The sequence below is a fragment of the Polyangiaceae bacterium genome (genome assembly GCA_020633205.1).
GTDB lineage: Bacteria > Myxococcota_A > Polyangia > Polyangiales > Polyangiaceae > JAHBVY01.
Genome location: JACKEB010000012.1, coordinates 945,286 through 970,929 on the forward strand (window position 1 = coordinate 945,286; position 25,644 = coordinate 970,929).

Here is a 25,644-nt window from a genome sequence, read left to right on the forward strand (position 1 = left end):
ACAACGCCCGATGGCGGTTTCCCGTCCCTTGAGATGTTCGTTTTGGCTTGTTTCGCGGCGCTCGGAGGCGGCAGATCCGGCGGCGCTCGATCCCAAGGATCGCGCCGATCCACACGTCTCGCGGCGCTCCGTAACCGCCCTGACACCGTCAGAAAGCAGCCACTGGACGCCGCCCCGGCCACGACTACGATGCCTGACCGTGATCGACGTCATCAATCCTGCCACCGACGAGCTCATCACCCAGCTGCCAGAGCCAGAATCGGGCCAAGTCGCAGCCGCCTTTGCGCGCGCTCAGGCCGCGCAGAAGAGCTGGCAGGCGACACCTTACCCCGAGCGGGCGATTTGCATCGCGCGCTTCGCCGCGCTGTTGGACGAGGAGACTTCGGCGCTCGCGCTCACCACGACGCGGGAGATGGGTAAGCCTATCGCTCAGGCCGAGGGCGAGGTGAAGGCGCTGCAGGGTCGCATCAGTTTCTTCCTGGAGCGCACCGAAGCCGAGCTTCGCGACGAGCAGCTGCTCAGCGCGGATCAGGGCGGCACCGCCGAACGCATCCGTCATGAGCCGTTGGGGGTGATCGGAAATATTTCTGCCTGGAATTATCCTTACTTCGTCGGCGGCAACGTCTTCTTGCCGGCGCTCCTGACGGGCAACGCGGTGCTCTACAAGCCTTCGGAGCTCGCGAGCATGACCGGCGAGTACCTAGGCCGCTTGCTCCACGAATCGGGGATCCCGAAGGACGTCTTTCAGGTGCTGGTTGGTGGCCCCAGCGTGGGCCAGGCGCTGCTCGATCAGCCCCTCGGCGCGATGTTCTTCACGGGCTCGAACGCCACGGGCGCCCGCATCGCCAGCGCCCTCGCCCCGCGCATGATCAAGTTCGCGCTGGAGCTCGGCGGTAAGGATCCGGTCTACCTCGCCGACGACATCGACCTCGGGCACGCCGCGGAGAACATGGCCGAAGGCGCGTTCTACAACACTGGGCAGAGCTGCTGCGCCGTGGAGCGCATCTACGTCCACGCGAGCCGCTACGAAGGCTTCCTCGAAGCGTTCGTAGCCGCCACGCAAAAGCTCAAGCTCGGCGATCCCGAAGAGCGCGACACCTTCATCGGCCCCCTCGCCCGCCGTTCAGCCGCCATCAGCGATCTCCAGAAGCAGGTGGACGAGGCCAAGCAGCGCGGCGCACGGATTTTATTGGGGGGAGAGCGCGCCCCACGAGCCGGACACTACTACCAGCCCACCATCGTCGCCGACGCGCCGCAGGACTCCTTGATCATGCAGGCAGAGAGCTTCGGCCCGATCATCGGCGTACGCGCCGTCAAAGACGATGCGGAGGCCGTCCAGCTGATGAACGACACGACGTACGGCCTCACCGCCAGTGTCTACTCCAAGGACGAAGCCCGCGCCCTCAAGATCCTCGAGGAAGTGGACGCCGGCACCGGCTACTTCAACTGCTGCGACCGCGTCAGCCCGCGCCTGCCGTGGACCGGACGCCGCGGCTCCGGCATCGGCTGCACGCTATCGACTTACGGTATCGAAGCCTTTCTGAGACCGAAGGCGCTGCATTTACGGCCGCCAGCGTGGTGACGCGCTTCACCGCTACCGCTGTTGGGCACATCGAGCTGAAGCAAGCGCAAGACGGGATCAACGGTGAGGTGCTAGTGCTCGCGGAGACTGAAGCCGACGGCCTGCGGCTCGAGCTGCAGAAGGCTTCTGAGTACGACGAACAAGACGTTGCGCTCGCGATGGACACTACTGCCTGTGTACGGAATGGGGCGCCTGTTTGCTATGGCGGCGTGAAGGCTTGGCGGTTAGTCGGCGACTCACTCGAGATTGAGCTCGATGAGCAGGCGGCGGCTACGCTGGAGACGTCGGGCTTCCTGGTGCATTTCCCCAAGGCACTACATGGGCTGATCGCCGAAAAGCTGGCCGCGATTCTTGGTGAAGCGACTCTCACACTACCACTCGTGTGGGCACATCGCTTGCTAGGGTGTTGAGCGGCCGTCGGCTCATCCCATCATACCGCGCGCTCCTTCGCCTTGCGCTTCGGCGCAGGGTTGAGCTCAGCCAGCGCCGTGTCCAGGTCGGTGACTTCGTACCAGGGACCCTTGTAGCGATGCCTAAAGATGACCCGTCCGTCTTCGAGCTCCCGGGCGCCCCACGCCTCGAGCTTCCACTTCGCCAGCTTCTTCAGCTTGCGCTTCCTATCCAGAGCAAACACGCAGACATCCTTCTCCCCACACGCAATCAGTACGGAACCATTTCGGGCGCTCTGCAAGCGTGTGACCCGGACCTTCTGGTTCGCCACTTCCACGGGGTTCAGTGGATCCGTCGGCGCCGCTTCGAAGATCCGCAGTGATTTATCGAGAGCCACCGCGAAGGAGCGGCCTCCCTCCAGCCACGCAACGTCGTGCAGCTCGAGGTTCCCCTTGCCGTAGTAGTAAGGTGGATCCCGGTACCAGCTGGTGTGTTCGCCACTCTCGAGGTCGAGGCAATAGGCTTCGCCTCCGTAGCGACCGGTGCTTGCCGCAAGGAGGCGCTTTCCCTGAGGATCTGCTTTGAGCGACCTCTGCCGAAAGTATGGAAGCTTGGCGTCGCACCGCTCCCCCTCCTCGCTGAGCCAAAACACTCGCTCCGCCGCGTAGCTCTTCGGCAAGAATCCAACTGGACGCTCAACGATGCGAGCTACTACTTCGGCCTTTCCGTCGTCCGTCGCCTCAGCGAGCTGAAGCTTCGCGAGTACCTCTGCGGGCCAAGAGACCTCGGGCTCGTTCAGCTCCTTGGCAAATGGGGCCAGCCCCACCGTGCCTCGCTTGCGTTCCGTCTCGAGGATCTTCCGCAGCGCATCGTCTGCCATGGCAACGCGCCCGTCGACACGGCCTTGCTCGAAGACGGGATTCGCGGCGGGAACCGGCAAGCTGGACTCGACACTCGAAGCCCAGTGGGTCGATAGCTGGAACGCGGGTTTGGGTGAGGGCGCGCCCTGAGCCTTCGACCAGCGCGTCCAGGCGTCGTCGGAAGCGATCCCCATCACTCCGTGAAACGCAACCTCCTCGAGGGGAACGATCTCATGCGCAGCGAGCGCGAACCGCGTCACCGGGCCCATGAAGTGCGGCACCCGGGCGTAGCTGTTTCCACGCTCGCCCACATCGAACATCGCGAAGCGATCCGACCACTGCCATGGCTTGTCTGAGGGCTCCGCACTGCCGCTCGACAGCGCGAACTCGTAGGCTGCAGCGATCCGCAGTAGTTCGTCATCCGTCGGAGCACGGGAGAAACAGAGCGTGAAGCAATGCCCAGCGTTCCCTCCCTCCGTCCAGTCCGATGGTTTGTGTCCGTAGAATCGAAACGGGTAGTCACTCGCGGGCATCGGCTCTCCTCTCATGAACTGGCGATGAGAGTGCACAAGGCTCACGTCAGATTCTTGAGCGGAGCGTGATCAAAGCTTGAACGCGACAACCATCCAGAGCTCCGGGCGCTGTCACCGTGGGGAATCAACAACTGGCCGAGCGACGCAGAGGGGCGTCTGCGCACGGCGCTGATTGAAGAACCCGACGAGGATGTGCAGGCGGAGATCGCGATGTTGCTAGCGGGCGAACTCATTCCCGACGACGACTAGCGTCGCGAGCGAATAGCCGTTCGTCGCGACGCTCCGGGCTTGGTCAGAGCAGCGTCGCGGGGTTGTTGGCCTCCTTCCTGGACGAGTTTCGAACCGCGGTGGCGAGGTGGCTGGGGACGTGGCTTGTTAAACCGCCTCCTCGACGGATTCCTCTTCGTCGGGGGCAACCGTGAACACGAACTCGACTGCAAGTCGTTCCTGATCGTTGAGGCTCTGGCGCAGCGCATGCCAGACCATCTTCTGCCGCTCAGCCTCATCCATGCCCGAGAAGGACCCGGACACGACCGTGGCGATGATCGATCGATCAATACCGTGAACGTCTATCTGGGGAGCCTCTAGCTCGAGGTCACGAAGCGCGGCCGTAATCTTTTCGCTCAGGTCTGCCATTCTCTCAGGTCCTAGGGTAGCGCACCCACGATCCTCCCGCCCACACCTTCGACCATGTCGACCCAGGTCTCGACGGTTAGCTTGGGCAAATGGACGGTGAGTGGGACGCCCCTTCCACGCCGCGGGAGCGGGTTCTTGTCCGCACGATGAACGATGAGATGCCGCCGCTTCATCAACGACTCCATCTCGTCCTGGTCTGGGTCGAGGACCGTGGGCTTGAGCCCGATGCGGTTCAGAGCCGCGGCGACCTCGGTGACGCTGTTGTAGTTCGACCGCTGGAGCCGGGCGCGTACGGCCTCCCGTATCAGATCGTCGACGGATCGCCCTCTGAACGGGTGAAGCTCCCCCAATGTAAACTTCGGCTTCGTCTTGTCTTGGCCATCAGGAAAACCGATCTCGTTCAACACTTCCTCGCTTGCCGCAGGCAGAATCTCCTCCGAGCTGGTCCGGATCACGTCTTCCAGGGTCGCATGCAGCAGCACCACCGCCGCCCTCAGTACGTCGACCTGTTGAACCGAGGGACGGCCGGCACCCGGCGTGTTGAGGGTGTCGTACGCCCCTACCAAGCTCCTCACGCGGGCGATATTGGCTCGGAGGTTTGCTGCAATTCGCTCTTTCACTTCCCGATCCATACCGCGCCGCAGTGTAGCATGCGCAAGTCGCTTCCGTCGGTGTAGAGGACGCACAGATGCGATTCCTCACGGTCCCGTCTTGGCCAGGCCCCGCCTCTGGCAACCGAGGCCATAGGCCCGGAACCAAGGCCCTGGCTTCCCGATGATCACCACACGGAAACGGCGGACGCTCCGCGTCGTGTGGTGCGTTCTACCCAATCTGACCCGAAGCCAGGCATTGGGCCGCGAGACTGAGTGCAGGTTCGAGCACAGCCGTTCGTCGCGACGCTCGGGGCTTGGTCAGAGCAGCGTCGCGGGGTTGTTGGCGTCCCCAACGGGATTCGAACCCGTGTTACAGCCTTGAAAGGGCCGTGTCCTGGACCTGGCTAGACGATAGGGACTTGAAGGCGCTGGCTTGGTAAGCGACGCAAGGTCGCGATTCCAAGGCACAAAGCCGGCTGAGGGCGGGCTTTATAGCCCAATCTCACCTGCTGACAAGCCAAAGATGCTGCTCATCTGTCCGGTTCGCGCGGCGGCCTTATCAGGGAGGCTTTTCCCTTGCTTTGCGTCAGCCGAGGCGCTCGAAGAGCCAGCGCGTAGCAAGCGCCGTCGCCGCCGCTGCGCTCAGCACGGCGATCCAGGGCCGCTGAGCGCGCAGACGGCTGACTAGCGCCCACAGAGGCAGCATCACGAGGATCTGCCCGAGCTCGACCCCAAGGTTGAAGCCAAACAGCGCGCGCCAGCTGAGGTCGCCAGGGTCCGCCACGCCCTCCCCCAGCGCCGCCGCAAACCCCAGCCCATGAATCAACCCGAAGGCGCTGCTGAGCCACACGCCAGAGCCCTTCGCCCGCTCGCGGCGCGCCAGGTAGCACACGCTGAAGAGCCAGGCGCCGCCGAGGCTGAGCGTCGCCGGATAGCCCGCGAAGGCGCTGACCAGCACGAGCAAGCCGAGCCCAAACACCAGCAGCAACGCCGGCGGCTCCTTCAACAGGGCGCCGAGCTGCTGCTCCCGGTTGACTGAGGAGGCAGACGGCAGCGGGACGCTGATCAGCTCGGTTGCCAAGAGCAGGATCGAAAACGCGATCAGCGTCTCGACGATGGATGTTTCCACATGGATCCAACCGCGACTCGCGGCGATCAGCGTGAGGCTGTGCCCGAGGGTGAAACCGGTCACGGTCTTTGCAAGGTCTCTGAGGCGCGCGCTGCAGAGCAGCAGCAGGACCAGAAACGTGAGGTGGTCCGCGCCAGCCCAGATGTGCCTCACCCCCAAGAAAAGCCACGAGGCAAGCGACGGCTCTGGCGGCTTGCCCTGGGCGGTCAGCCACGGCAGCGGGCGCTTCGTGCCAAAGCCCACGGCGACCAGCTCCGGGCCCTCCCCCCGGGCGAACAGCAGGCTGCCGGGACCGCCGAGCTGCGACTCGAGAGAGTAGTTGCCGCTGCCCGGGCACAAAAGCCGCACTCTGAGCCGATACCAACCGGGCTCGGCCCGCGGCTCGCTGAAGCTCTCAGGATCCACACGGCAAGGCCATGGCCCCCGCATCACCGTCACGTCGGCGATCAAGGAGCGCTGGTAGCGCTGCGGGGAGATGCTCTTGTCCCGCGCCTTGAGTCGCGTCGTTGGGATCGACAGCTCGAGGCTCAACGCGTTGCCCTTGGCCTGGACGACGCGCACATACCCGGCGCGCTGATCGTGAGCCGAGGCCACGCCGCTGCAACAGAACACCCAGAGCCAGGCGCACACCGCCAGGCACGTTAGCTGGAGCGCGCGCCTCAATGCCGCTCCGGAGCGACGCGCACCGCACGCACGGCACGCAAGTGCGAGACCAACTGGCGCAAACGCACTTCGCTCTGGCGCCGCTGATAATCCGCGCGGACCTGGGGCTCGACCGCGGCGAACGCTGGCGGACGCTCCGCCCGACGCGCCTTGACCTTGGCCACGCCCCAGGCGTCATCCAAGCGGAATGCCTCTGAGATCCCGCCCTCGGGCAGCTCACTCAGGGCGTCGCTGACGTCGCGCCCCAGGTAGTCACGCCACTTTCCGACGGGCACCAACCCGCTCGGCAGCGGCAGGCTGGCCTTCGCATTGCCGCGCGGCACGGTTCCACCGCGCCACAGCTCCACGGCGAGCACCGCGTCGTCCGCTGCCGAAGGACCGCGAAAGAACACCGTCTCGAGCTCGAGCTGCGCTGCAGGCGCAAAGCGCGCGGGATTCGCGCTGTAGTGCGTGAGCAGCTCCGCCTGGGTTGGCGCCTTCACCGGTGCGGCGTTGCTCGCGTCGATCAGGTCCCGAACCAGCGCGCCCCGCAGCCGCACGTCCGTGTGGTGCAGGTCGAGGCGCAGCGCTTCTTGCAGCAGCAGCTCTTCGTCCACCAGACGGTCGAGCACCGTCTTGCGGTCGATCTGGCTGAACCCCGCCTGACGCAGGCTCTGCAGCGTCGCGTCCACCTCGCTCTCGGGGATTTGCCGCTCACCCACTTCAGCCGCGATTCCCGGAGGCAACGCGCGTTGCGTCTTGCCGAGGCCAACCCCCATGGACGCGATGCCGGCGAGCATGCCCACCAAGAGCAATGTCGAGCGCAGCTCGAGCGCCGGCACTCGCGGCTCCGGCGCGTCCGCGGAGGCAGGTCGCTGCTTCGGCCATTTCAGCTTCACGGCCGCTCCCAAGGTTGGGTGTTATCCGCCTCCCCGATCACCAAGCGCTGCACCTTCCACCCATCGCCGCGCTTGATCAGTCCAAGGTCGATGCGCCGCTGGTCGCGATGTAGATCGCCCACCTGGGTGGCGGAGACATTGAGCAGTCCGACGGCGCTGGCTTGGTCGCCTTGAAGCGTCACCTCCACCCGCTCGACCTCGAAGAAGAGTTGCGGTCGGCTCGCTGCCAGGCCCTCCAAAGCCTGCAGGTTCGCGTCGACCCCAACGTAGCTGCCACCGCCGGCGATCTGCACCTGGGTGGACTCATCGAGCCAGCGCGTCATCACACCGCGGAAGCGCGAGGCGCGCGCGGCGGATCCCTCGGTGGAGGTGTACGAGAGCGCACTCGCCAACTCACCGAGATCGCTCTCGAGGCGACCTTGGGGGCTCTTCCACAGCAACACGGCCGCAAACAACAGGCCGAATCCCAGGAGCCAAAGTAGGCGTTTACGCTTCATGGACCGTTCGAAGAGAGGAGAGACAGCTTGCCAGCGAAGCTGCTAGAGTCCCTCGGAAAAATGGCAGATGCGCAGGGCAAAGAAGGCGACGAGACGCTGCTGATGCGCCGAGTGGCGCGGCCATCGTCGCGGGAAGCGGGCTTCACGCTTCACGTCCTGGAGGGCCCAGACAAGGGCAAAGCGCTGGTCATCGACGCGAGCTTCCCTTCCCGCGTGTTGGTGGGGCAGAGCCCCTCATGCGAGTTCAAGCTGACGGATCGCCAGGTGTCACGCCGCCACTTGGCCTGTGAGTCCGCAGGAGAGCGCCTACGCGTGACGGATTTGCAGTCCCTCAACGGCACCATGGTCAACGGCGTCTCCCTCGGTGAGGCTTATTTGCGGGGGGGAGAGCGCATCGAGTTGGGCTCGACGGTGATCCTCGTGGAGCTGTCTCGCGCCGCCGAAGACGTGCCGCTCCCCACGGCGACGAAGTTCGGCCGCACGGTGGGCGCCAGCGCGGCCATGCGCAAGCTGTACCCGCTGTGTAAGCGCCTGGCGCAGACCGACGTGGCGGTGATCATCGAAGGCGAAACCGGCACCGGCAAGGAGGTGCTCGCAGAGAGCCTGCACGAGCAGAGCCCGCGCGCTTCAGGGCCCTTCGTGGTCTTCGATTGTACCGCTGTGCCGCCAAATCTAGTTGAAAGCGCGCTGTTTGGACATGAGCGCGGCAGCTTCACCGGCGCCACCGAGACGCGCCGTGGCGTGTTTGAAGAGGCCCACGGCGGCACGCTGTTGATCGACGAAATCGGCGATCTGGACATCGACTTGCAGGCCAAGCTCTTGCGCGTGCTGGAGCGCTCCGAGGTGCGGCGCATCGGCGGCAATCGCTTCATCAAGGTCGACGTGCGGATCCTCGCGGCAACTCGCCGGAACCTCGACGACGAAGTCGCCGCGGGACGTTTCCGTGACGACTTGTTCTTCCGCTTGGCGGTCACGCGCATCGAGCTACCGCCGCTCCGCCACCGCAAAGGCGACATCGCGACCCTGGCGCGGCATTTCTGGAAGCGCATCTCGGATCCGGGCACTCCCATCCCGGACGGCTTCCTCGAGCGCCTCGAGGCGTACAGCTGGCCGGGCAACGTGCGCGAGCTACAGAACGCCGTAGCGCGTCGCGTGGCCTTGGGTGATCTCGCCGTCGACGACGTGCGCATCAGTGAGTCCCTGGCCGCGCCGACCGACGTCGCGGCGCCCGTGAGTAGCGTCGGTGGAGACAGCACCATCGAGCGGATCCTCGGGGAGAATTTGCCGCTGCCCCGTGCGCGTCAAAAGCTCGTCAACGAGTTCGAGCGGCGCTACGTGGAGCGCGTGCTCGAACTCCACGGCGGCAACGTCGCGCGCGCAGCCGAGGCATCCGGCATCGCCCGGCGCTACTTCCGGCTTTTGCGAGCGAAGCTGCGCGAACAGCAAGACGACTGAGCCCTCGCCAGCTCGCTACAGCCGAACGTCGGGCTGGACGACGCCGCACTCGTCTCCCGTGTAATCAGGCGTGGCGGTGCCGTCGCCGTACACCTCGCCGTCGCGGCTTACCCTGACGTGGATCGACCTGGGCGTGCCCTCGGTCCAGAACGAGTCGAGGCTGCCGTCGTCTGCGAACTCGACGACGTGGATCAACTTGCAGCTGGTGGCAGCCTGGGTGGACGGGGCCGTCTTCACATCACCTAGCCGTTTTGACGCTCCGATCGACTTGATGCTCACCGTGCACAGCTCCGACTTCGCATCTGCATTCACGCTCACCTCGTAGGTGCCCACGGTCTGCAGGGCCTTCGGGAGCACGAGTCTAGCGTGCGGCGGGATGTACACAGCGGGACACCACCCCTGATCGGAGCCTATTGGCCTCGACGACGGCTCTCCCACGCCGAGCCACCATACCGCCCCAAACACGCACACACCCACCACCAATCCCAGGATCGCTACAGGTGCGATCGCCCAGACTGTGGAGTCGCGTCGGGACCGCCGCACAGACTTTTGACCAGACATGCAGCGTACCTACGGATCGAGTGGAGATCCGTCGGCAGCATCCGCTCGTCAATACCGTGCGGCAAAAGCCGTGTGACCTCGGTCAAAGGACGGTTGCCGGAACCCACTGCTGCACGCTAAGTCACGGAGCATGCGCGTCTTCGGCCTCCTATCAGCTCTCATGCTCGCCGCATGTGGCCCGCCCCCATCCGCCTGTGCTCCTGCCACCGCGAGCGTGCCGGCGCAACCGACCGCTGAACCCGCGCCCCCCGGCGACGCGGCAAGCGTGCCGCGGAACGCCTCCGCGACCGAAGCGAGGGAGCCGGTGGACCCGAAATCGGAGTCGATCGGCGGATTCTCGTCAGGCACGACCTCTGACGACGTGATCTCCAAGCTCGGCGAACCCGACAGTCGCCCCGCGCGCGTCGAAGAGGGTGCATCAGGCGAGTTCGTGGTGAGCTGGAAGTGGCAAGCCCAGGGGATCCTGCTCGAGATGGCGAGCCCCAGCGCCGACGGACCGCTCAGCGTGCGCGGGCTCTCCATCCGCGCACCGAGCCAGCTCAAGACCTCAAAGGGCATCGGGATCGGCGCGTCGCGTGCCGACGTCGAGCGAGCGTATCAAGGGCTTGGTTGGAAAGCGGGCGACGATGGAATCGCCCCTCAGCCGAACGAGTTTTTGATCGGCACCGTGTACGGCGGCACACGCTTCCGCTTCGACGGCGACGCCAAGGTGGAGTCAATCGAAGTCGGCGCGTGGGCTGAGTAGTACGCTCAGCCCCATCGGTTTGTGTTCAGCGACTCGAATGTTCACTACCGCGCGGCAAAGGCGTCGACCTAGGCCGAAGGACGGTTGCGCAAAGCGCCTGTCGCGCACACAGTCATGAGTCGTGCGTGCCTTCTACATCCTAGCTGGTCTCGTGCTCGCCGCGTGTGGCGCTCCGTCAGCAACCCGCACGCCTACCGCACCGCGTCCACCGACGGATGCAAGCGCGGCTCAAGTCGATCCTCCGCGCGCGCCACTGAGCCCTCACGCCAGTGGCACCCCGGAACTCGCCGAGGGGACGGTTGAGTCAGTTGGTGGATTGTCCCTCGGAACGAGCGCCGATGCGGTGCTCGCCAAGCTGGGCGAGCCCGACGTTCGCGAAGAAGAAGGCGAACAGGATGACGGCGACGAGTTCGTCGTGCGTTGGGAGTGGCGAGCACGAGGCGTCGTCATCGATATGCTAGGCACCACCCCCGACGGGCCACTCAGCGTGCACAGCCTTTGGATCCGCGCGCCGAGCAAGCTCGAGACATCGCGGGGTGTTGGGATCGGCACGCCTCGCGCCGAGGTGGAACGGCTGTACCAAGGGCTCGGCTCGGATGACGAGGACATGGTCGACCCCAACGAGTTCGTGATGGGCGATCTGGCGGTGGAGACAACCTTCCGCTTCGATGAACACGAAAAGGTGCTGTGGATCGCGATCGGCCCGTGGGAGTAGTTCCTCCGCCCACGCACCTCGGCACTTTCTTCAACTCTTCAGCGCCTCAGGGCTTGGGTTTGTGACCCGTTCTTCGCGTCGGCGGGCGCGCCCCGCGGCGTCGCTCAGGCTGAGGGACCGATTCGGGAGCTGGCGATTCGCCCGCCCCGGCGCGAGCTTGTAGTTCCGCGAGGTAATCTCCCAAGCTATCGAAGCTGCCTTCCCAGAACTGCCGGTAAGTCTCGGTCCAGTCCGCAACTTGCTTCAGCGGCGCCGCCTCCAGGCGACACGGGCGCCACTGGGCTTCCCTGCCCTGGCTGATCAGCCCGGCTCGCTCCAGCACCCGCAGGTGCTTGGAGATCGCCGGTGCACTCATGCTGAACGGCTCGGAAAGCTCCTTCACCGTGGCGGAGCCCGCAGCGAGCCGCGCCAAGATGGCCCGCCGCGTTGGGTCTGCGAGCGCTGCGAAAGTGGTACTCAGTGCGTCGGTCGCCATCACATCTCCAGGAGGTGTGCCGCCAGCTTGTCGAGGGTCTGGAAGCCGTACTCCACGGCGCCGAATGCGATCTTCTGCGCGCGCAGCTCCGCCGTTGGATGCAACTGCCGCAGGGTAACGACCGTCTTTCCGTTGCTCTGCTCGTCGAAGGTGACGGTGACGCGGAAGAGCTCCTCGTCATCGTCCTTGTCTGCGCCGTGGTCGAACACCAAGAGCTCCGGCTTCCGCACCTCGAGGAACAGCATGCGGTTGCCCCAGTGCGTGCCGTCCGGCGCGACGAAGTCGAATCGCCAGCGCCCCCCCACCCGAATGTCGATTTCATGGGTCGTCAGCTCGAAGCCTTTGGGCCCGAACCAGCGCACGATGTGCTCGGGGTTCGTCCACGCCTCGAACACCAGCTCCCGCGGCGCGTCGTACACCCGCGTGATCACGATTTCCCTGTCCAAAGCCCACTTTTTCTCGCCGATTGCCTGATTCATGACCGCCCTCGCCTGCCTCCCTTAACCTCAAGGTTAATTAACTCTTCAGTTATGTACGCGGGCGCGGGTCACTTGTCAATGCCGACGTCACATGACCAATCAACTGACAGCCCCGTATCACGATCGAGAACGACACCTGACACGCCCTCGGCGCACCAGTGTCTCCGCGCGGCAATAACTGAGCGAACCTTGTGCTTACCCCTCTGAAGCGCGCGCAGCGGCGCCGGCGAGCTACTCGAGACTGAAGCGCGCACCGGGAGGAAACACCACCCGGTAGCTCTCCGCGTCGTCCGCATGATCCACGTCGCTGACCGCAACGATCACGCCGCACTCACTCAGCGGGTTTCCGAGGATGGGCGAACCGTGGAGCACTTCGAGCACCCGCGACACCGCAGCGTCCGCATCCCGCGTGGTGAGGAAGACCGTCATGCGCTCGGAGGCTGCCCCGTAGTCGTAGCCGTCTTCGCTGAACAGCTCCGGCCAGCGCTCCACCAAGCGACCGGGAAGCACGTAACGCAGGTCGGCGTCAGGGTTTGGCAGCGCGGCTGGGTCGAGCTGAATCGCGATCTCGGCCATGGTCTAGACGCTTACGGTGGTGTCTCGAGTCGCTCCCTCACCCCCAACCCGAGAACACGGGGAATGTGCGTAGCACGCAGGTTGTTTTCCACGCCTGATGACCAAGATCAACTCGGGAGCGCCGGTGACCGGTGCGGCGTCGATCCAGATAGACGCGATGCCTGATGTCGTGTGGGAGGTGATTAGCGACGTGAACGGCTGGCCAAGCTGGAACCCAGACGTAAGCGGCGCGCAGCTGCTCGGACCGCTCGCTGTAGGCACCGAGTTTCGCTGGAAGGCGGGGCCTGGAACGATCACGTCCACGCTCCTCGAGGTCGAGCCGCTCCGTGAGATCAGCTGGCGTGGGAAGAGCCTCGGCGTGAGCGCGTTGCATGTGTGGCGCCTGCGACCGGCGGCGCAGGGCGTGACCCTGGAGGTCGAAGAATCGCTGGAGGGGCTGCCTGCGCGGTTGTTCCGAGCAAGCCTCAGGCGAACGCTGGAGACCGCACTGCAGAACGGTCTGACTGCAGTCAAACTGGAGGCCGAGCGCCGGGGGAGCTGCGGAGCCTAGGCGTGAAGGTCAAACGAACTCGACGTCGCCCTTCGCCAGCGCGGCAGCGCTGACCCCCTCAGAGCGCTGCTTGGCGCGATCTCGGAGCACCGCTGCGACGCGATCCGTGGGGCAACGCTCGATGCACTCATCGAAGCCGCTGATGGCGTCGGCGTAGCGCCCCGCGCGATACGCGCTCAACGCCTTGTCGAAGACAGGCAGTGTCTGGCGCTTCGCGCTGCGCTGGGCCTCGGGATCGCAATCGAAGACCTCCACGAGCGCCAGAGGATCTTTACGCCCGTGGACCCGTACCTTGCCGAGCTCCCGTAGGTCGTACGCCGAGGGATTGAGCATGCGCCACATCACCTCTTCCGAGATCAGCACCGGTGCGCCCAGCGTCTTGGTGGCCGCTTCGATGCGTGCAGTCGCATTCACCGTGTCACCCACTGCGGTGATATCAAGGCGCTCCTCGGAGCCGATCGTGGCCAGCATGACCTGACCCGAGTGCAAGCCAGCGCCGAGCTGCAGGCTACCGACACCCGGGATATCCCGCTCCCGGTTCATTTCCTCAAGGGAACGCACCATCTCGATCACGGCGTCGACCGCGGCGTCCGCGGCGCCCATGAAGGACGCCATGATGCCGTCCCCCAGGAACTGGATCACGATCCCTTGATGCTTACGAATGATCGGGCTCATGCGTCCGAAGTATTCGATCAGCATGCGATAGCCCTCCTTCGGATCCAGTCGCTCGAAGAGCGCGGTGAAGCCACGGAGGTCGATGAACATCGCGGTGATCTGGTGAGTCGCAGCGTCGCCCAGCACCAAATCGACCACTCGCTCTCGCCCGAGCGGAGGGAGGAACTCCTTGGGAACGAAGCGCTCGAAGGAAGCAGCCATGCGCCGCGTCTCGTCGTAGAGCCGGGCGTTCTCGATGGCGACCGCCGCCTGGGTCGAGAGCAGCTCGAGCACCATGAGGCGCTCGGGCGTGAAGGCGCCAGGCACCAAGTTGTTCTCGAGATAGACCACGCCGACGCGCTTGCCTTGATACGCGATGGGCACGCAGAGCACCGAGCGTGTGCGCTCCCCGGCGTGTTGGAAGCGGCGATCGTGCCGCGCATCTTCCACGACCAGCGGCGCGCCTTCGTCGAACACCTGCCGCACCACATTGCTTTGCAATGCGGCCACGTCGTCAATCGGCGTGCCCCGTGGGCAGGGAACGGCGCCGTCCACATCTTCAGCGACCTCGACCCGCAGCACACCGTCCCGCGCCAACATCAAGAAGCCCTGGGTCGCTCCCGCGTTCTGCATTGCGACGGCGAGCACGCGCTCGAGCAGCGCGTCGATGCGCATTTCAGACGCCAGTGCCGCAGTGGCCTTGAACAGCGACTGCACATCGAGCGAAAGATCCGAATCGGTCGAGACTTCAACCGTCGAGGTCAGTGAGCCGGTGGTGACCTCGCTGCTGCGCACGGCGCTGAGGCCCGGATACTCCGCCTCCAGGAAATCGACCTTCGCAGTGGCGCCCCAGCGTTGATACGCGGCGCGCGCTTCCATCAGGTACGCCCGGGCCACTACCCGACGCCCGCGCTCGGAGTAGAAGCGCCCGCAGAGCTCGCAGGCGAGCGCCTCGTGCTGCACGAACGCGCCCGCGCGCGCCAGCTCGATCGCCTCGTCGTACTTGTCCATTGCCTTCACGAGGTCGCCTTCGACCCGCGCGCGTTCCGCGTCGATCAGCGCAACGCGGTGCGCGTGGTTTGCCGCGCAGAAACCGCTCCAGAGCTCCAGCATGGCGCGGTGCTCGTCGACTCCAGCCAACAGCGCGGCGCGCTCTTCGTCGCTTACGCTGCTACACAGCTGTAGCGATGCCAGCGCGCCGTAAAAGCGACACGCCACGAGCATGAAGGTCGCGGGCACGGCGTCCCCGTGCTCGAGCCCACGTGCAGCCGCTTCCGCTGCCCCGGCGTAGTCCGCGAACAGGAAGCGAACCTTTGCTGCCATGGCGTAGGTGACGGCGACGCCGCTCCGGTAGTTGATCGCCTGATAGCCCTCGATGGCCTGATCTTCGTGAAAGTCCGGACCGATCAAGCGCGTAGGGTCCGCTGCGCGCCCGGTGAGGTTCTCGATCGCCTGACGGATCTGCACCATCACGTGCGCGGCTGCGTCCTGCTGCAGCTCGAAGCACACCCCGACGTACGTCGCGAACTCCTTGCGCAGGTGTTCGAGCTCAACACCGGCCCAGAACGCGCTCGCGAGGTGGATCTGGATCCCCCAGCAGCCGTATTCGACGTCGCCGTTGTCCATCCCGAGCAGGTAGACCTCACGCTGGTCCTCCAGCGTCTCCCGTAGCGGCAGATTCCAGATGCGGGTGAAGCCGAAGATCAGGTGGTGGGGGCGAGGGCGCAGCGAACGGTCACCGAAGCGATCCAGGAGCAGCAACGCAAGCTCCGACTGCTTATAGGCAATGTCGCAGAGATTGATGGCTGACAAGAACAGCCCGAATAGTCCAAAGCCGTAGGCTGACTGCCGCGCGACGCCTTTCCGCACGGACATGTCGACCATGTCGAAGGCGAGCAGCGCCAAGAGGCGCGGACGCGCGAGGAACGCGGCGGCGCTGACCGCCACCTCCAGGCGCATGATCGCGAGGCCGACAGGATCCTGTGTCTCGGGTAGCGCGGCGATCTCGTCGTTCGGGCGATTGTTCAGCAGCCCGAGGGTAGCCACCAAGCCACGCTCCACGTCTTCTGCGGTCGGGTCTGCGATCAGCGTGTGACCCAGCGTGGCCAGGGTCTCGAGGGCGAGCTCCAACGCCTCGATAGCCTTCTGCCGCCCGACCAGCGACAACGCCCGGACCTCTTGGGCCCGGAAGCTGTCGAGAGGCGAGCGGGAATGCTTCAAGACCTCGTCGGCAGCTTGATCCATCGCGTCGGAGTCGCCTGTTAGATAGGCGGCGCGCGCGGATTCCACGCCCACGTCGAGGGCATACGCATAGTCGCGCTCCCAGGCTTCTTTGCCGCTCAAAGCGGCCGCACGCCGGAAGTACGTGTAGCCATGAGCGTAAGCAGCGGACTGCAGCGCACGCTGGCCAGCCGCGTAGTTGAGTCGGGAGACTCGATCTCGGGCGACGGTGTCTTTGATCAGCTCCGTCGCCTCGTTGAAGTGCTCGACGATGTCGAACAGGTGGTAGTCGAGCTCCTCTTCGCTGAGGCCGTCGAGTAACGCCCAGCCCAGCTTCAGATGCGTTTCCCTTCGGATCCGATCGGGGATCAGCGAGTAAGCCGCCTGCTGGATGCGGTCGTGGCTGAAACGGAACTCGAAGTTTGGCACGTCGCCGTCACTGGCTTCCCAGTACGCGGAGCCTTCTGGACGAATCAGGTCCTCGTCGAGGGCCTCTCGAAGCGCGCTCTGCACCTGACGGGCAGTTTGACCGAGCAGGCTGACCAGCGTGCCCAGCGCGAAGCGGCTGCCAATCACGGACCCGAGCTGAAGCACATCGCGCGTCGCCGGCGCCAGCGTGCCGATCGCCTTGCACATGAAGTCGACGACGTTCTCCGTTACGTCGAGCACCTGGAGCTGTTCGATATCCCAGGTCCAGCGTGCGCCGACGGGGTCATACGAGAGCAACCGATTCTGATGCAGCGACTCCAGAAAGCGGTTCAGGAAGAACGGGTTGCCTCGAGTCTTCGCCAGGCAAAGCTCGGCGAACTCGCCAACTTCTTCTGAACTTCGGCCAGTGGTGTCAGCGAGCAGCGCGGCGACGTGATCCAGGCGCAACGGGCCAAGCTGGATGTCGCGGACGACCACACTGGCCTCACGCATCTCGCGCACGATCTGGGTAACCGGGTGCGCTTCATTCACCTCGTTGTCGCGGTAGGCGCCGATGAAGAGGACGTGGGAGATCTCGCGGTCGCTGGCCAGTGACTTGATCAAACGCAAGGACGGCAGATCCGCCCACTGCAGGTCGTCCAAGAACATGATCAGCGGGTGCTTCGGGCCGGAAATCGCCCTCACGAAGTGGCGCATGGTGCGCCGCAACCGGTTCTCACCCTCGGTGGACGACACCTGAGCCAACACGGGTTGAGGCCCGATCAGGGTCTCGACTTCTTGGACCAGATCCGTCAGCACACGGCCGTTGGCGCCGACCGCCTCGAGGATCTGGCCTTTGAACGCCGAGCGAGTCGCTTCGTCCTCTCGCAGGATCTGCGTTACTACCGCACGGAAAGCTTGGGCGAGGGAGTCGTAAGGCACGCCGTGCTTGAATTGGTCGCACTTGCCGCTGCCGAACACGCCCTTGCACTCGAGGATCGAGCGCTGAACCTCGTTGACCAGGGTGGTCTTGCCAATCCCCGAATAGCCGGCGACCAGCAGCGCTTCCGTAGCGCCTGCCGCGACCCGCTGGAAAGCCCCCAGCAACGCCGCCGTCTCCCGTCGACGACCGTAGAGCGTCTGCGGGATGACGAAGCGCTCGTGCTGATCGCGGGTTCCAAGCTCGAACTCGCCAATGTGCCCGCTCTCCTCGAGCATCGCTTTCGCCCGCTCGAGGTCGAACAACAGACCGCTGGCGCTCTGGTAGCGATCATCGGCGCGCTTCTCCAAGAGCCGCATCACGACCCTGGAGAGCGGCTCCGGGACCTCTGCGTCCACCTCGTGGGGAGCGAGCGGGGTCTTCGCGATGTGCGCGTGCACGTATTCGAGGGTGTCGCTCGCAGCAAACGGCAACTCGCCCGTCAACAGCTCATACAGCGTGATCCCAAGCGAATATAGATCCGTGCGGTAATCCAACACCACGTTCATGCGCCCGGTTTGCTCGGGAGACATATACGCCGGTGTTCCCCGCACGGTGCTGGTGGTCTGGGCTTCCACCGACTCCCGACGCAGCATGCTGCTGATCCCGAAGTCGATCAGCTTGACCTGCCCCGTCTCGGGGTTCCGCACGATATTGCTCGGGTTGATGTCCTTGTGGACGATCTGGCGTTCGTGCACCACGGCCAGCGCCCGAGTCACCGCGACCGCAATCTCCAGGCACTCCGCCAGGGAGGGTCGGGCGTCCGCAATCTGAGAAGCCAGCGAACTGGCGCCGAAGTCCTCGACGATCAGCCGTACCACGCCCTCCTCTTGCTCGATGCCGAGCGCCCGCACCACGCCGTCAGAGGCGGCGAGGTTCGTGAGGTCGAGCTCCCGCTGCAGCGCGGCTATCTGCTCAGCCGACGGGTAGAGTTTGCGTAGTTGCTTGACCACCACCGCTTCGCCGTCGGGCTCTCGGACGCCGCGGAACACGACCGAGTCGGCGCCGTCGCGAAGTCGCTGAAGGGTGCGGTGGGTCGTCATTGGATCAAACGTGGATGCTCTGCGTCGCTTCCGATGGAGCGTAGTACAGGTAAGATAGCGGCCGTGAGGCGTCTGCCTGGCGGATATGGGCGTCCACATCGCTCAAGCGGGACTGCAAGGTCTGTAGGAGCGGCGCCACCGCAGGATCGGCGAACGGCGAGTACTGACCGAGACGATTCAGCTTGGCGGTGAGCGGCCAGTAGATCGCGACGGACTCATAAGCCAGATCCTCCGGCGGGAACATCTGGCGCAGCGCAGCTTCTGTATCGGACGCGTTTCCGTACGGACCAGGACCATACACGGAGGTCGGCCCGCTTGGCGCGAAGCAGAAGTCGTACAAGGGGTAGTTGATCGATGCGTGGTAGGAGCTCGCGCGGAAGATGATCTGGGCGACTAGGTCGATCAGGTCGTCCACGCCGGTCAGGGCCGTGAGGCCTTGCAGGCGCCCGCCATCCTGGGCACCCATCTCTCGCACGAACGCGGCCACTTCGCCGTCGCGGAGCACGTCGGCGTCCTGCTTGTAGTAGAGCCGCAAGTAGCTATCCACCCAGTCGCGCATCACCGGCCAAACCTGGAGCGAGTCATCGCGGAATGGATACTCCGGGAGCCCTTGCAGATCGTCCACCCCGCGGCGGGCGAAGTCTTTAGGTGGCGCGGACTCGCTGAGCCTGAACTCCGACAGCCCCTTGAGACACACCTCGAGTGAGTCATCCAAGGTTGGCGACTGCAGGCGATCGATGATTCCTCCGGGATTCACGAGCGTGGTCTTCGTGATCTCGTTCGCGATCAGCGTGTACTGAAAATGCGGCTCGAGGAGCACCCGTACGGGGTGCTCTTCTGCCAGCTGTCGCCGGGCCGAGAGCACGACGCTCTCCAGCGCCAGGTGACACAGGCCGAAATGCACGATCAGGCCGCCCTGGTTCGACTCGGCGCCCATCAGCGCTGTACGCGCCATCTGCCAGCTCACGCCATCGCGGGGCGTGAAGATGGGCGAGTCCGGAGTCTGACCGCACTGAATCGCGATCGGCATCAGCTTGCCCCGCCCGCCGCCCGCAGCGGGCTGCCAGGCGTAGAGCGCGATCGGCGCAACCAGGTACTTCTGCTGGCCGTCGACGACGCCGCCAGGTACGCCGGCGAAGAGCCGATAATCGGTCGTGTAGCAACGCCCTTCCGCGAGCGCCTTCTCATAGCTGTCGGCCCCGTTCGTGGCACGACTGTACAGTTCATCGGTCACCCCGAGCTGAGCCGGGCGCTCGTTGACCCGGGTCAGCATCGTGGGGTTGTAACCAGCGACCGCTTGCCACGCGAACATCTCATCGCTGCGCCAATTGTGGGCTATGGGCGGGGTGCGCAGCTTCACGAACATCTCTTCGTAGTCTTGAGGGTCCTCCGGCCGCCCTCCGTCGATGTCACCCACAACCTCCCGCTCGAGCTGAGAGCGCAGCTTGCCGAAGTTGTCCGGCTCCGAGCCGTCGAACAGCCGCTTGAAGCGCTCGGCGATCTCCCCCGCCTTCTCCTCGCCTTTCCACAGAGCTTTGTTGGCCTTGACCTGCAGCGTCTTCTCCCCCACTCCGGCCCAGTAACGTGGGTCCGACTTGTCGACGAGGGGGACCTCCTTCGCGTTCGCCAGGTTCTTGTAGCTGTAGTCGAACTGGTACTTGTCCCGGGCGTGCTCCAGCTCACGAGTGCGTTTTCTAGGGTTCGGATCGTCTTGTGGCAGCGAAGGTAGCATGACGTTTCCTTGCGGTTATATGCTGATGCTCTGAAGGATCTGCGAGGGCCGCAGGTACGGGTATGACATCAGGCGGTTCTTATCCCGCTCTTCCGTCGCGCTTTCGACCTCAGAGAGGGCGCTGCGAAAGCGGGCCAGCGAAGCCAAGACCCGAGGATCCACGAACTGCGTCAGCGGATAGTGCCCAAGGGTGCTGATGCGCAGGTTGCTCAGCAGGTACACCATGTTGACCCCCTCACACGCGAGCCTCATCGGGGGCATCATCGCGGTGTACGTGGCCTCGTCGTTCGGCGTGTCCTTGGTGGGTGGCGGCAAGTAACTCGCTCCCGGCATGTTCACGACCATCCCCATGAAGGGAAACTGCGAGAAGTTCACCGCAGAGTGCTGGGCCGACGCGACGAACACGATTCGGGTCACGAACTCGACCAACTCATCGACCGTCCTGGGCACCGGCACACCCGGGATGCGGCCACCGTCCTCGGCGCTGATTTCCCGGGCGAATGCCGCGAGCTCCTCGTCTCCCTGCACGTCTTGCGCTGACGCATAGTAGTGGCCGACGTAGTCACCTACCCAGGTCTTGATCGCGGCCCAGACCGGCAAGACATCGTCTCGATAGGGGTAGACTGGCAGTGCCGAGTCATCGACTTCCCGGCTGCGCAGCTCCAAGTTTGGATCGAGGTTGTCCCAGGAGAGCGTCTGCAGCGCCTTTCGCACCAAGCCGCCGAACTGGTCGATGCGTGGCCCGAAGCAATGATCCACGGTTCCGTCCGGAGCCGTGAGGCTGAACTTGGCTGAGTCGTTGATCGCCAGAGTGTGATCGAAGTGGGGGGTGAGGAGCAGCGAGAGTGGATGATTTTCAGCCAGTTGACGCCGCGCGGCGAGCAACACGGCTTCCATCACCAAGTGCGTGCGCCCGAGGTGGGCCACCCCTTCGTGAACGGCCGCGTCAGCGGCCTGCACATGGGCCATCGCCATGCGCCAGTGCCAGCCGTCTGCGGGAGTGAACAGCGGGAACTCCTTGCCAGGGGTTTGCCCACACTGAATCGCCACGGGCCTCAGCACGCCTGTGCCCCGCTCGACGGCAAACAGCGCCATCGGCGCGGAAACGTACTTCTGTTCGCCGTTGGTCTTGCCAGAGATCACTCCGGACAACACCTCGTAGTCTGCCAGGTACACACGACCTTCGCCGAATGCGGCCTCCAGGCTGTCCCCACCGCCCATCACCTGCGCGTAGATCGCTGGCGTCACCGGAAAGTGATCCGGCATCCGATTCACGCGGAACAGCACCATGGGGTTCGCTCCGGCGATGCGCTGCCAGGCGAACGCCTTGTCGAGTTCCGAAGGCGGACCCGAAAAGAAGCTGACGATGGGTGGCTTGTCCCAGGTCTGGAAGATGTTCTCGTACTCGCGCCAGCTCTCAGGACGCCGCGTGGAAATTCCTTTACTGATGTCCCCCGAGAGATCGAAGAAGCGACCGCGAAACTCTGAAGGCTTCAGCTCGTCGAAGATCTGACGGATGGCCTTCAGCGGGTTCTTACTGAATAGCGCCTCCGAAGCGTGTCCCGCGGTGTTCTCCGCGATAGACGCGTAGATGGGCAGTGACTTCGCGGTGTACTCGCGACCGTATTCGTCGCCGTCGTAGAGCTTCACGGCGGTCGCGACACCCGGCGGCCAGTCGTACACGTAGCGGTACCGTAGCTGGTTTTGGAACAGCTTTTCCTGACGCGTCGGATCACTGTCCTTCGAAGGCAACATCGGGAGCATGCCTTGGACTCTATCAAGCCCGCCCCAGAGTTGAGTGCCTATCTGTGTCCGAAGTGCCTAGGTCATTCGGACCTGCAGAGCTACCTACCTATGCCCACATCAAGCGCTCTGCTTGGGGCAAGCGTTTGCGCGACCGACTCCGTATGGTGCAACGCAGAAACAAGCCACACGGATGGGGCGACCTTGATAGGTATATTGATAGCTGTCGCGCGTTACCGTGCGGCATAAGTTCGCCATCCGAACCACCAGCGATCACTGCCAGTTCCGCACTTGACCAGCGGCCGCACGTCCGAACGGCAACAATGCCACAAAACGTAGGCTATCACGCCGGAATCAGGCCTCTGCTATGCTCCGTCAAGAGGAACCGCTCCCATGCCTGGCAACACCAATACCTCCGCTCGTGTCACCCTAACCGTCGCCCCCTTCCATATCCCTCCCGTCGAAAGCGTGCTTGTCGTTGGCAGGCGAGCGCCCATTGGCGCCAAGGCGATGACTAAGGCCTTCGACGAGATGTTGCCCAATACCTTTGAGCGCGTCGAAGTCGACAGCCCCCTCATCGAGGCACTGATCGTGCGCCGTTCCCACCTGAAGCGTTTGCCCGAACAGAGGCTGGTGGACCTAGTGTTGCGGCACGCTGAGCGCCTGATGGAGGACTCGGAGATGCTCCAGGTGAAGTTGGAGATCGAAGTGGTGGCCAACGAGGAGTTCGCTCTGTGACCTTCGGGTCGATCGGGGACTACATGTCCCCGCTGAGTGAGGCCTCCCCACTCGCCACCCTCGCTGACGTCGAACCGGCGCTCCGCCAGGGGTCACCTGCCTTTTTTCGAGAGGGTCAGTCTTGGCGCGGAGTGGTTGCGGAGATGGTGGCCGGCCAACCCCGGAGCCGCCGCTTGATCGATCTGCCTTCGCTCGAGGTGGTGGCCGCCCATCCCGATTTGGACCCCAGCGAGCTGCTCCGACTCGCCGATCCCGCCTTCGCGTTTACGCCCATCGTGCGCGGCGAACAACTGGTCGGCGTGGTCGATCGTCGCCGCCTGGCGGTGAGTCTCGATGACGAAGCGTTCCAGACCGCGCTGAGCGCAGTCGAAGGCACTCGGGTCACCGTGCTGGGCCTGCTCCACGACATGGCAAACTTGGTCACGGTGTTGCAGGCCGAAGACCTCGGTCCGCGGGTGGGAAGTTCGATGGAACACCTTGGCCTGCTCGTGCACCGCATGCGAGCTCTGCAGCTCGGCTACGATCTTCAGAGCACCGAAATCGAGATCGGCCACATCCTCCAGAGGAGTCGCCCGCTGTTGGAGCTCCAAGCCGGCCCGACACTCACCTTGGTTATCGAACCAAGCCAGCGTGAGATGAAAGTCCGCTGCGTGCCGGGCCTAGTGACCCGGTGCCTCGCGAATCTGGTCTCGAACTCGAAAGACGCAATTCAGGGGACCGGTTGCATCACGCTTCGTTCGGGCCTCTCGAGCGACTTGCGAATGGTCTTTGCAGAGGTCGCGGATGACGGGCCCGGAGTCCCTGAAGCTCTAAGGAGCCAAATTTTCGAGCGCGGCTTCTCCACCAAGAAGGGGCAACACTGGGGCCTCGGTCTCTACGCCTTGCGGCGCGCTGCTCGACGAAATGGCGGCGATCTGAAGCTCCAGTCCGGCGAGCCCGGTAATTGTTGTTTCCGCTTGGAACTGCCCCGCGCTGAGGAGCCCGTCTAGTCCCACGGCAGACGCACGCGACCCGCTACTGCCTTGAAAACGCCAGGTTTCCGCAAGCCGTACCGTCTGTATAATCGCAGCAGTGACCGACAGCTGCAACCCAACCAACCTGGAAGAGGAGCTCGCCATCGCGCGGGGCGCGCTCGATACGGCGGACCATCGCCACGCCGCCCACCACCTCGCTGCGGCGCTGGTGACCGCCCCCGCGGGGCTCGAGGTCGCCCAGTTGGTCCGACGATTGTTCCACGCGACCCGGGATCCTCACAGCCTGATCCCTGAGAAGATGTGGACCGGAGACGCGTTGCTCAAGGCACGCTTCTTCGAGATCGCGAATGCTGACGACGACGCCATCAGCTGGCAACTGATGGCCCAGGCAGCAGCGAAACAGCAAGCAGTCCTGAACCTCGATCCGTGGCTCGATCCCGAGCGTGCCCGAGCACTCGATCAGGACCGGCTCGGCCGCGAGCTATCCAAGGTCCTCGATAGCCCCATTGCCATCGAGCAGCTCTGGCCTCTGCTTGACTTACTCAGGCGCCAAGGCCCACTGAGCACCTGGCTCAGTTTCCACGTGGTAAGATTGCTCAGGGCCCGCAATGAGTTCACTGAGGCGCTCGAGCTCGCCTCCGCCACGCATGCCCGAGAAGCGAGCTATTGGTCTGCCACGTCCCTGGCGAGTACCTATCGAGACATGGGTAAGCTCGAGGAGGCCGTTGACGCCTTTCGTCAAGCGGCAGCCCTCGACCCGGCTGACGCCGCCGTGTACCTCGACTTGGGAGATATCCTGCTCGATCTCCGGCGCCCCGCTGACGCTGCCATTGCCTATTCCGAAGCTCTCACTCGAGATCCCGACAGCGACTGGGCCGTCGCTTCCCTGCCCTACGCTGAGTGGCGGTCAAATCATGCGGCGCCTCACGCACAGCGGATCGTCGAGCTCGCACGTGCGGGCAACTCCCGGGCCCGCGCCCTGATGGCACACGTAGCGCCCTTCGACGCTGGCTTTCGTCACCCGGCAAGTTCTTTGGTAAACAGCTTCGCGCTCGCGGAAGACAAGCCGATCCTGCGCTGCGCGGTCTCCAGTATCGAGGCACCGAGCTGCGTGCTGGCGATCCAGCTCGAATCGGGATTTCGCGGGCAGAACCCTCCTTTGGTCAACTGGGGCGAGATCCCCGAGCCAGATCCCAGGCTGTCCCGCGCGGAAACGTCCGTGCGGCTCTGGACCTACCAAACCGCGAGCGGCGAGCTCGAACAACACGCGATGCCCGCGTTGCTTCCGCCGACCAATCCCGCGCTGCGCCTGGTCTCGAGCATCGCCACTACGGATTACGATCTCGAGCGCTGGTGGCAAGCTGCCACTCTGCGAGCGTCGGAGCTATCGCCGGACTTGGCTGAGCAGTTGTTCGCCTGCATGTTGCACCCGCCTGCCACGCCGGAGGGCGAATACGCCTGGAACTGGCTGTTCAAGGTGCAGATCGCTGCGGCGCTCCTGCTGGTTCAGGCCAGCCCGGACTGGAGCGCCGCTCAAGGACGCCAGGCGCTGTTCGACTTGCTGAACGGGCCCATCGACTGGACCACCAGCGCTGGGATCATTGCGAGCTGCCAGCTAGCGCGCGCGGTCCCGCAACGCGTCGATGACGTCTACGAGTTGCTTCGGCCCTTGCTCGTGCCCCCGCGCTACCCCGCGGAATGGGCAAACATTGCCGAGGTGTTGGTGGAAACCTTGGGCTGGCTCCCGACGCTCGACGACGACTTTGCGGCTTGGCGGAACGCGGTTCGCGAGCAGCTGGACGAGTAGAGTTCGAGCTTTACGTGGCCAAAGAGGTC

At 64.5% G+C, this 25,644-nt stretch carries 22 protein-coding genes and 1 tRNA gene; 9 read left to right on the forward strand and 14 right to left on the reverse strand.

Translation table 11 applies throughout. From position 1 onward, the window contains the following. The first annotated feature begins 10 nt into the window (after positions 1-10). Both H6718_16140 and H6718_16145 read left to right on the forward strand, forming a co-directional pair. The gene (locus H6718_16140) at positions 11-1,582 is read left to right on the forward strand and encodes an aldehyde dehydrogenase family protein (GenBank protein ID MCB9586930.1); all 1,572 of its coding nucleotides are present in this window, start codon (positions 11-13) and stop codon (positions 1,580-1,582) included. Continuing rightward, positions 1,576-1,992, forward strand: a complete 417-nt coding sequence (locus H6718_16145; protein ID MCB9586931.1) for a hypothetical protein — start codon at positions 1,576-1,578, stop codon at positions 1,990-1,992. Before H6718_16140 ends, H6718_16145 begins: the two co-directional genes overlap by 7 nt. A gap of 20 nt (positions 1,993-2,012) precedes the next feature. On the opposite strand, the gene H6718_16150 is transcribed toward H6718_16145, so the two are convergent. The 7 genes from H6718_16150 to H6718_16180 all read right to left on the reverse strand — a co-directional run bounded on the left by H6718_16150 (position 2,013) and on the right by H6718_16180 (position 7,761). Next, positions 2,013-3,365 carry a hypothetical protein gene (locus tag H6718_16150; protein MCB9586932.1) on the reverse strand — a complete coding sequence of 451 codons (1,353 nt, stop codon included), beginning with the start codon at positions 3,363-3,365 and terminating at the stop codon, positions 2,013-2,015. Between the two features lie 375 nt (positions 3,366-3,740). Next, the gene (locus tag H6718_16155; GenBank protein ID MCB9586933.1) at positions 3,741-4,001 is read right to left on the reverse strand and encodes a hypothetical protein; all 261 of its coding nucleotides are present in this window, start codon (positions 3,999-4,001) and stop codon (positions 3,741-3,743) included. An 11-nt stretch (positions 4,002-4,012) separates the two neighbouring features. Then, positions 4,013-4,621, reverse strand: a complete 609-nt coding sequence (locus H6718_16160) for a hypothetical protein (GenBank protein ID MCB9586934.1) — start codon at positions 4,619-4,621, stop codon at positions 4,013-4,015. A 314-nt stretch (positions 4,622-4,935) separates the two neighbouring features. After that, a tRNA-Glu gene (locus H6718_16165) sits at positions 4,936-5,013 on the reverse strand. A gap of 167 nt (positions 5,014-5,180) precedes the next feature. After that, complete coding sequence (locus H6718_16170) at positions 5,181-6,386, reverse strand: HupE/UreJ family protein (protein MCB9586935.1); 1,206 nt, start codon at positions 6,384-6,386, stop codon at positions 5,181-5,183. Beyond that, complete coding sequence (locus H6718_16175) at positions 6,383-7,264, reverse strand: peptidyl-prolyl cis-trans isomerase (GenBank protein MCB9586936.1); 882 nt, start codon at positions 7,262-7,264, stop codon at positions 6,383-6,385. Before H6718_16175 ends, H6718_16170 begins: the two co-directional genes overlap by 4 nt. Continuing rightward, on the reverse strand, positions 7,261-7,761 hold the full coding sequence (locus H6718_16180) for a hypothetical protein (protein MCB9586937.1): 501 nt from the start codon (positions 7,759-7,761) through the stop codon (positions 7,261-7,263). Before H6718_16180 ends, H6718_16175 begins: the two co-directional genes overlap by 4 nt. A 60-nt stretch (positions 7,762-7,821) precedes the next feature. On the opposite strand from H6718_16180, the gene H6718_16185 reads away from it, so the two are divergent. Beyond that, positions 7,822-9,216, forward strand: a complete 1,395-nt coding sequence (locus H6718_16185) for a sigma 54-dependent Fis family transcriptional regulator (GenBank protein ID MCB9586938.1) — start codon at positions 7,822-7,824, stop codon at positions 9,214-9,216. A gap of 15 nt (positions 9,217-9,231) precedes the next feature. Here the strand turns inward: H6718_16185 and H6718_16190 are convergent, their stop codons facing one another. Beyond that, on the reverse strand, positions 9,232-9,573 hold the full coding sequence (locus H6718_16190) for a hypothetical protein (protein MCB9586939.1): 342 nt from the start codon (positions 9,571-9,573) through the stop codon (positions 9,232-9,234). A gap of 508 nt (positions 9,574-10,081) precedes the next feature. On the opposite strand from H6718_16190, the gene H6718_16195 reads away from it, so the two are divergent. Beyond that, a complete protein-coding gene (locus H6718_16195; GenBank protein MCB9586940.1) occupies positions 10,082-10,522 on the forward strand; it encodes a hypothetical protein in 441 nt (146 codons plus the stop codon). Between the two features lie 121 nt (positions 10,523-10,643). Beyond that, positions 10,644-11,237, forward strand: coding sequence for a hypothetical protein (locus tag H6718_16200; protein ID MCB9586941.1), 594 nt, complete (start codon positions 10,644-10,646; stop codon positions 11,235-11,237). A 46-nt stretch (positions 11,238-11,283) separates the two neighbouring features. Here H6718_16200 and H6718_16205 read toward each other — a convergent pair whose 3' ends face one another. From H6718_16205 to H6718_16215, 3 genes are all read right to left on the reverse strand, one after another. Beyond that, a complete protein-coding gene (locus H6718_16205; GenBank protein MCB9586942.1) occupies positions 11,284-11,712 on the reverse strand; it encodes a helix-turn-helix transcriptional regulator in 429 nt (142 codons plus the stop codon). Continuing rightward, entirely contained in the window at positions 11,712-12,191 is a 480-nt protein-coding gene (locus tag H6718_16210; GenBank protein MCB9586943.1) for an SRPBCC domain-containing protein, read from the reverse strand. The genes H6718_16205 and H6718_16210 overlap by 1 nt, the downstream gene beginning before the upstream one ends. A 231-nt stretch (positions 12,192-12,422) precedes the next feature. Next, positions 12,423-12,767, reverse strand: a complete 345-nt coding sequence (locus H6718_16215; GenBank protein ID MCB9586944.1) for a hypothetical protein — start codon at positions 12,765-12,767, stop codon at positions 12,423-12,425. Positions 12,768-12,864: 97 nt separating this feature from the next. Between H6718_16215 and H6718_16220 the strand changes: the two genes are divergently transcribed. Then, the gene (locus tag H6718_16220) at positions 12,865-13,317 is read left to right on the forward strand and encodes an SRPBCC family protein (protein MCB9586945.1); all 453 of its coding nucleotides are present in this window, start codon (positions 12,865-12,867) and stop codon (positions 13,315-13,317) included. 9 nt (positions 13,318-13,326) lie between these two features. Here H6718_16220 and H6718_16225 read toward each other — a convergent pair whose 3' ends face one another. From H6718_16225 to H6718_16235, 3 genes are read right to left on the reverse strand one after another with little or no spacing between them, the layout of a single operon-like run. Further along, positions 13,327-18,621: an AAA family ATPase gene (locus H6718_16225; protein MCB9586946.1), complete on the reverse strand. Its 5,295-nt coding sequence runs from the start codon at positions 18,619-18,621 to the stop codon at positions 13,327-13,329. Between the two features lie 4 nt (positions 18,622-18,625). Continuing rightward, positions 18,626-20,353 carry a hypothetical protein gene (locus H6718_16230; GenBank protein MCB9586947.1) on the reverse strand — a complete coding sequence of 576 codons (1,728 nt, stop codon included), beginning with the start codon at positions 20,351-20,353 and terminating at the stop codon, positions 18,626-18,628. A gap of 15 nt (positions 20,354-20,368) precedes the next feature. Further along, positions 20,369-22,108: a lipoxygenase gene (locus H6718_16235; protein ID MCB9586948.1), complete on the reverse strand. Its 1,740-nt coding sequence runs from the start codon at positions 22,106-22,108 to the stop codon at positions 20,369-20,371. A gap of 498 nt (positions 22,109-22,606) precedes the next feature. On the opposite strand from H6718_16235, the gene H6718_16240 reads away from it, so the two are divergent. The 3 genes from H6718_16240 (at position 22,607) to H6718_16250 (ending at position 25,615) form a co-directional block, all read left to right on the forward strand. After that, complete coding sequence (locus tag H6718_16240; GenBank protein ID MCB9586949.1) at positions 22,607-22,834, forward strand: hypothetical protein; 228 nt, start codon at positions 22,607-22,609, stop codon at positions 22,832-22,834. Beyond that, positions 22,831-23,823 carry a sensor histidine kinase gene (locus tag H6718_16245; GenBank protein ID MCB9586950.1) on the forward strand — a complete coding sequence of 331 codons (993 nt, stop codon included), beginning with the start codon at positions 22,831-22,833 and terminating at the stop codon, positions 23,821-23,823. The genes H6718_16240 and H6718_16245 overlap by 4 nt, the downstream gene beginning before the upstream one ends. Before the next feature lie 82 nt (positions 23,824-23,905). Further along, positions 23,906-25,615, forward strand: coding sequence for a tetratricopeptide repeat protein (locus H6718_16250; GenBank protein MCB9586951.1), 1,710 nt, complete (start codon positions 23,906-23,908; stop codon positions 25,613-25,615). Positions 25,616-25,644: the final 29 nt, after the last annotated feature.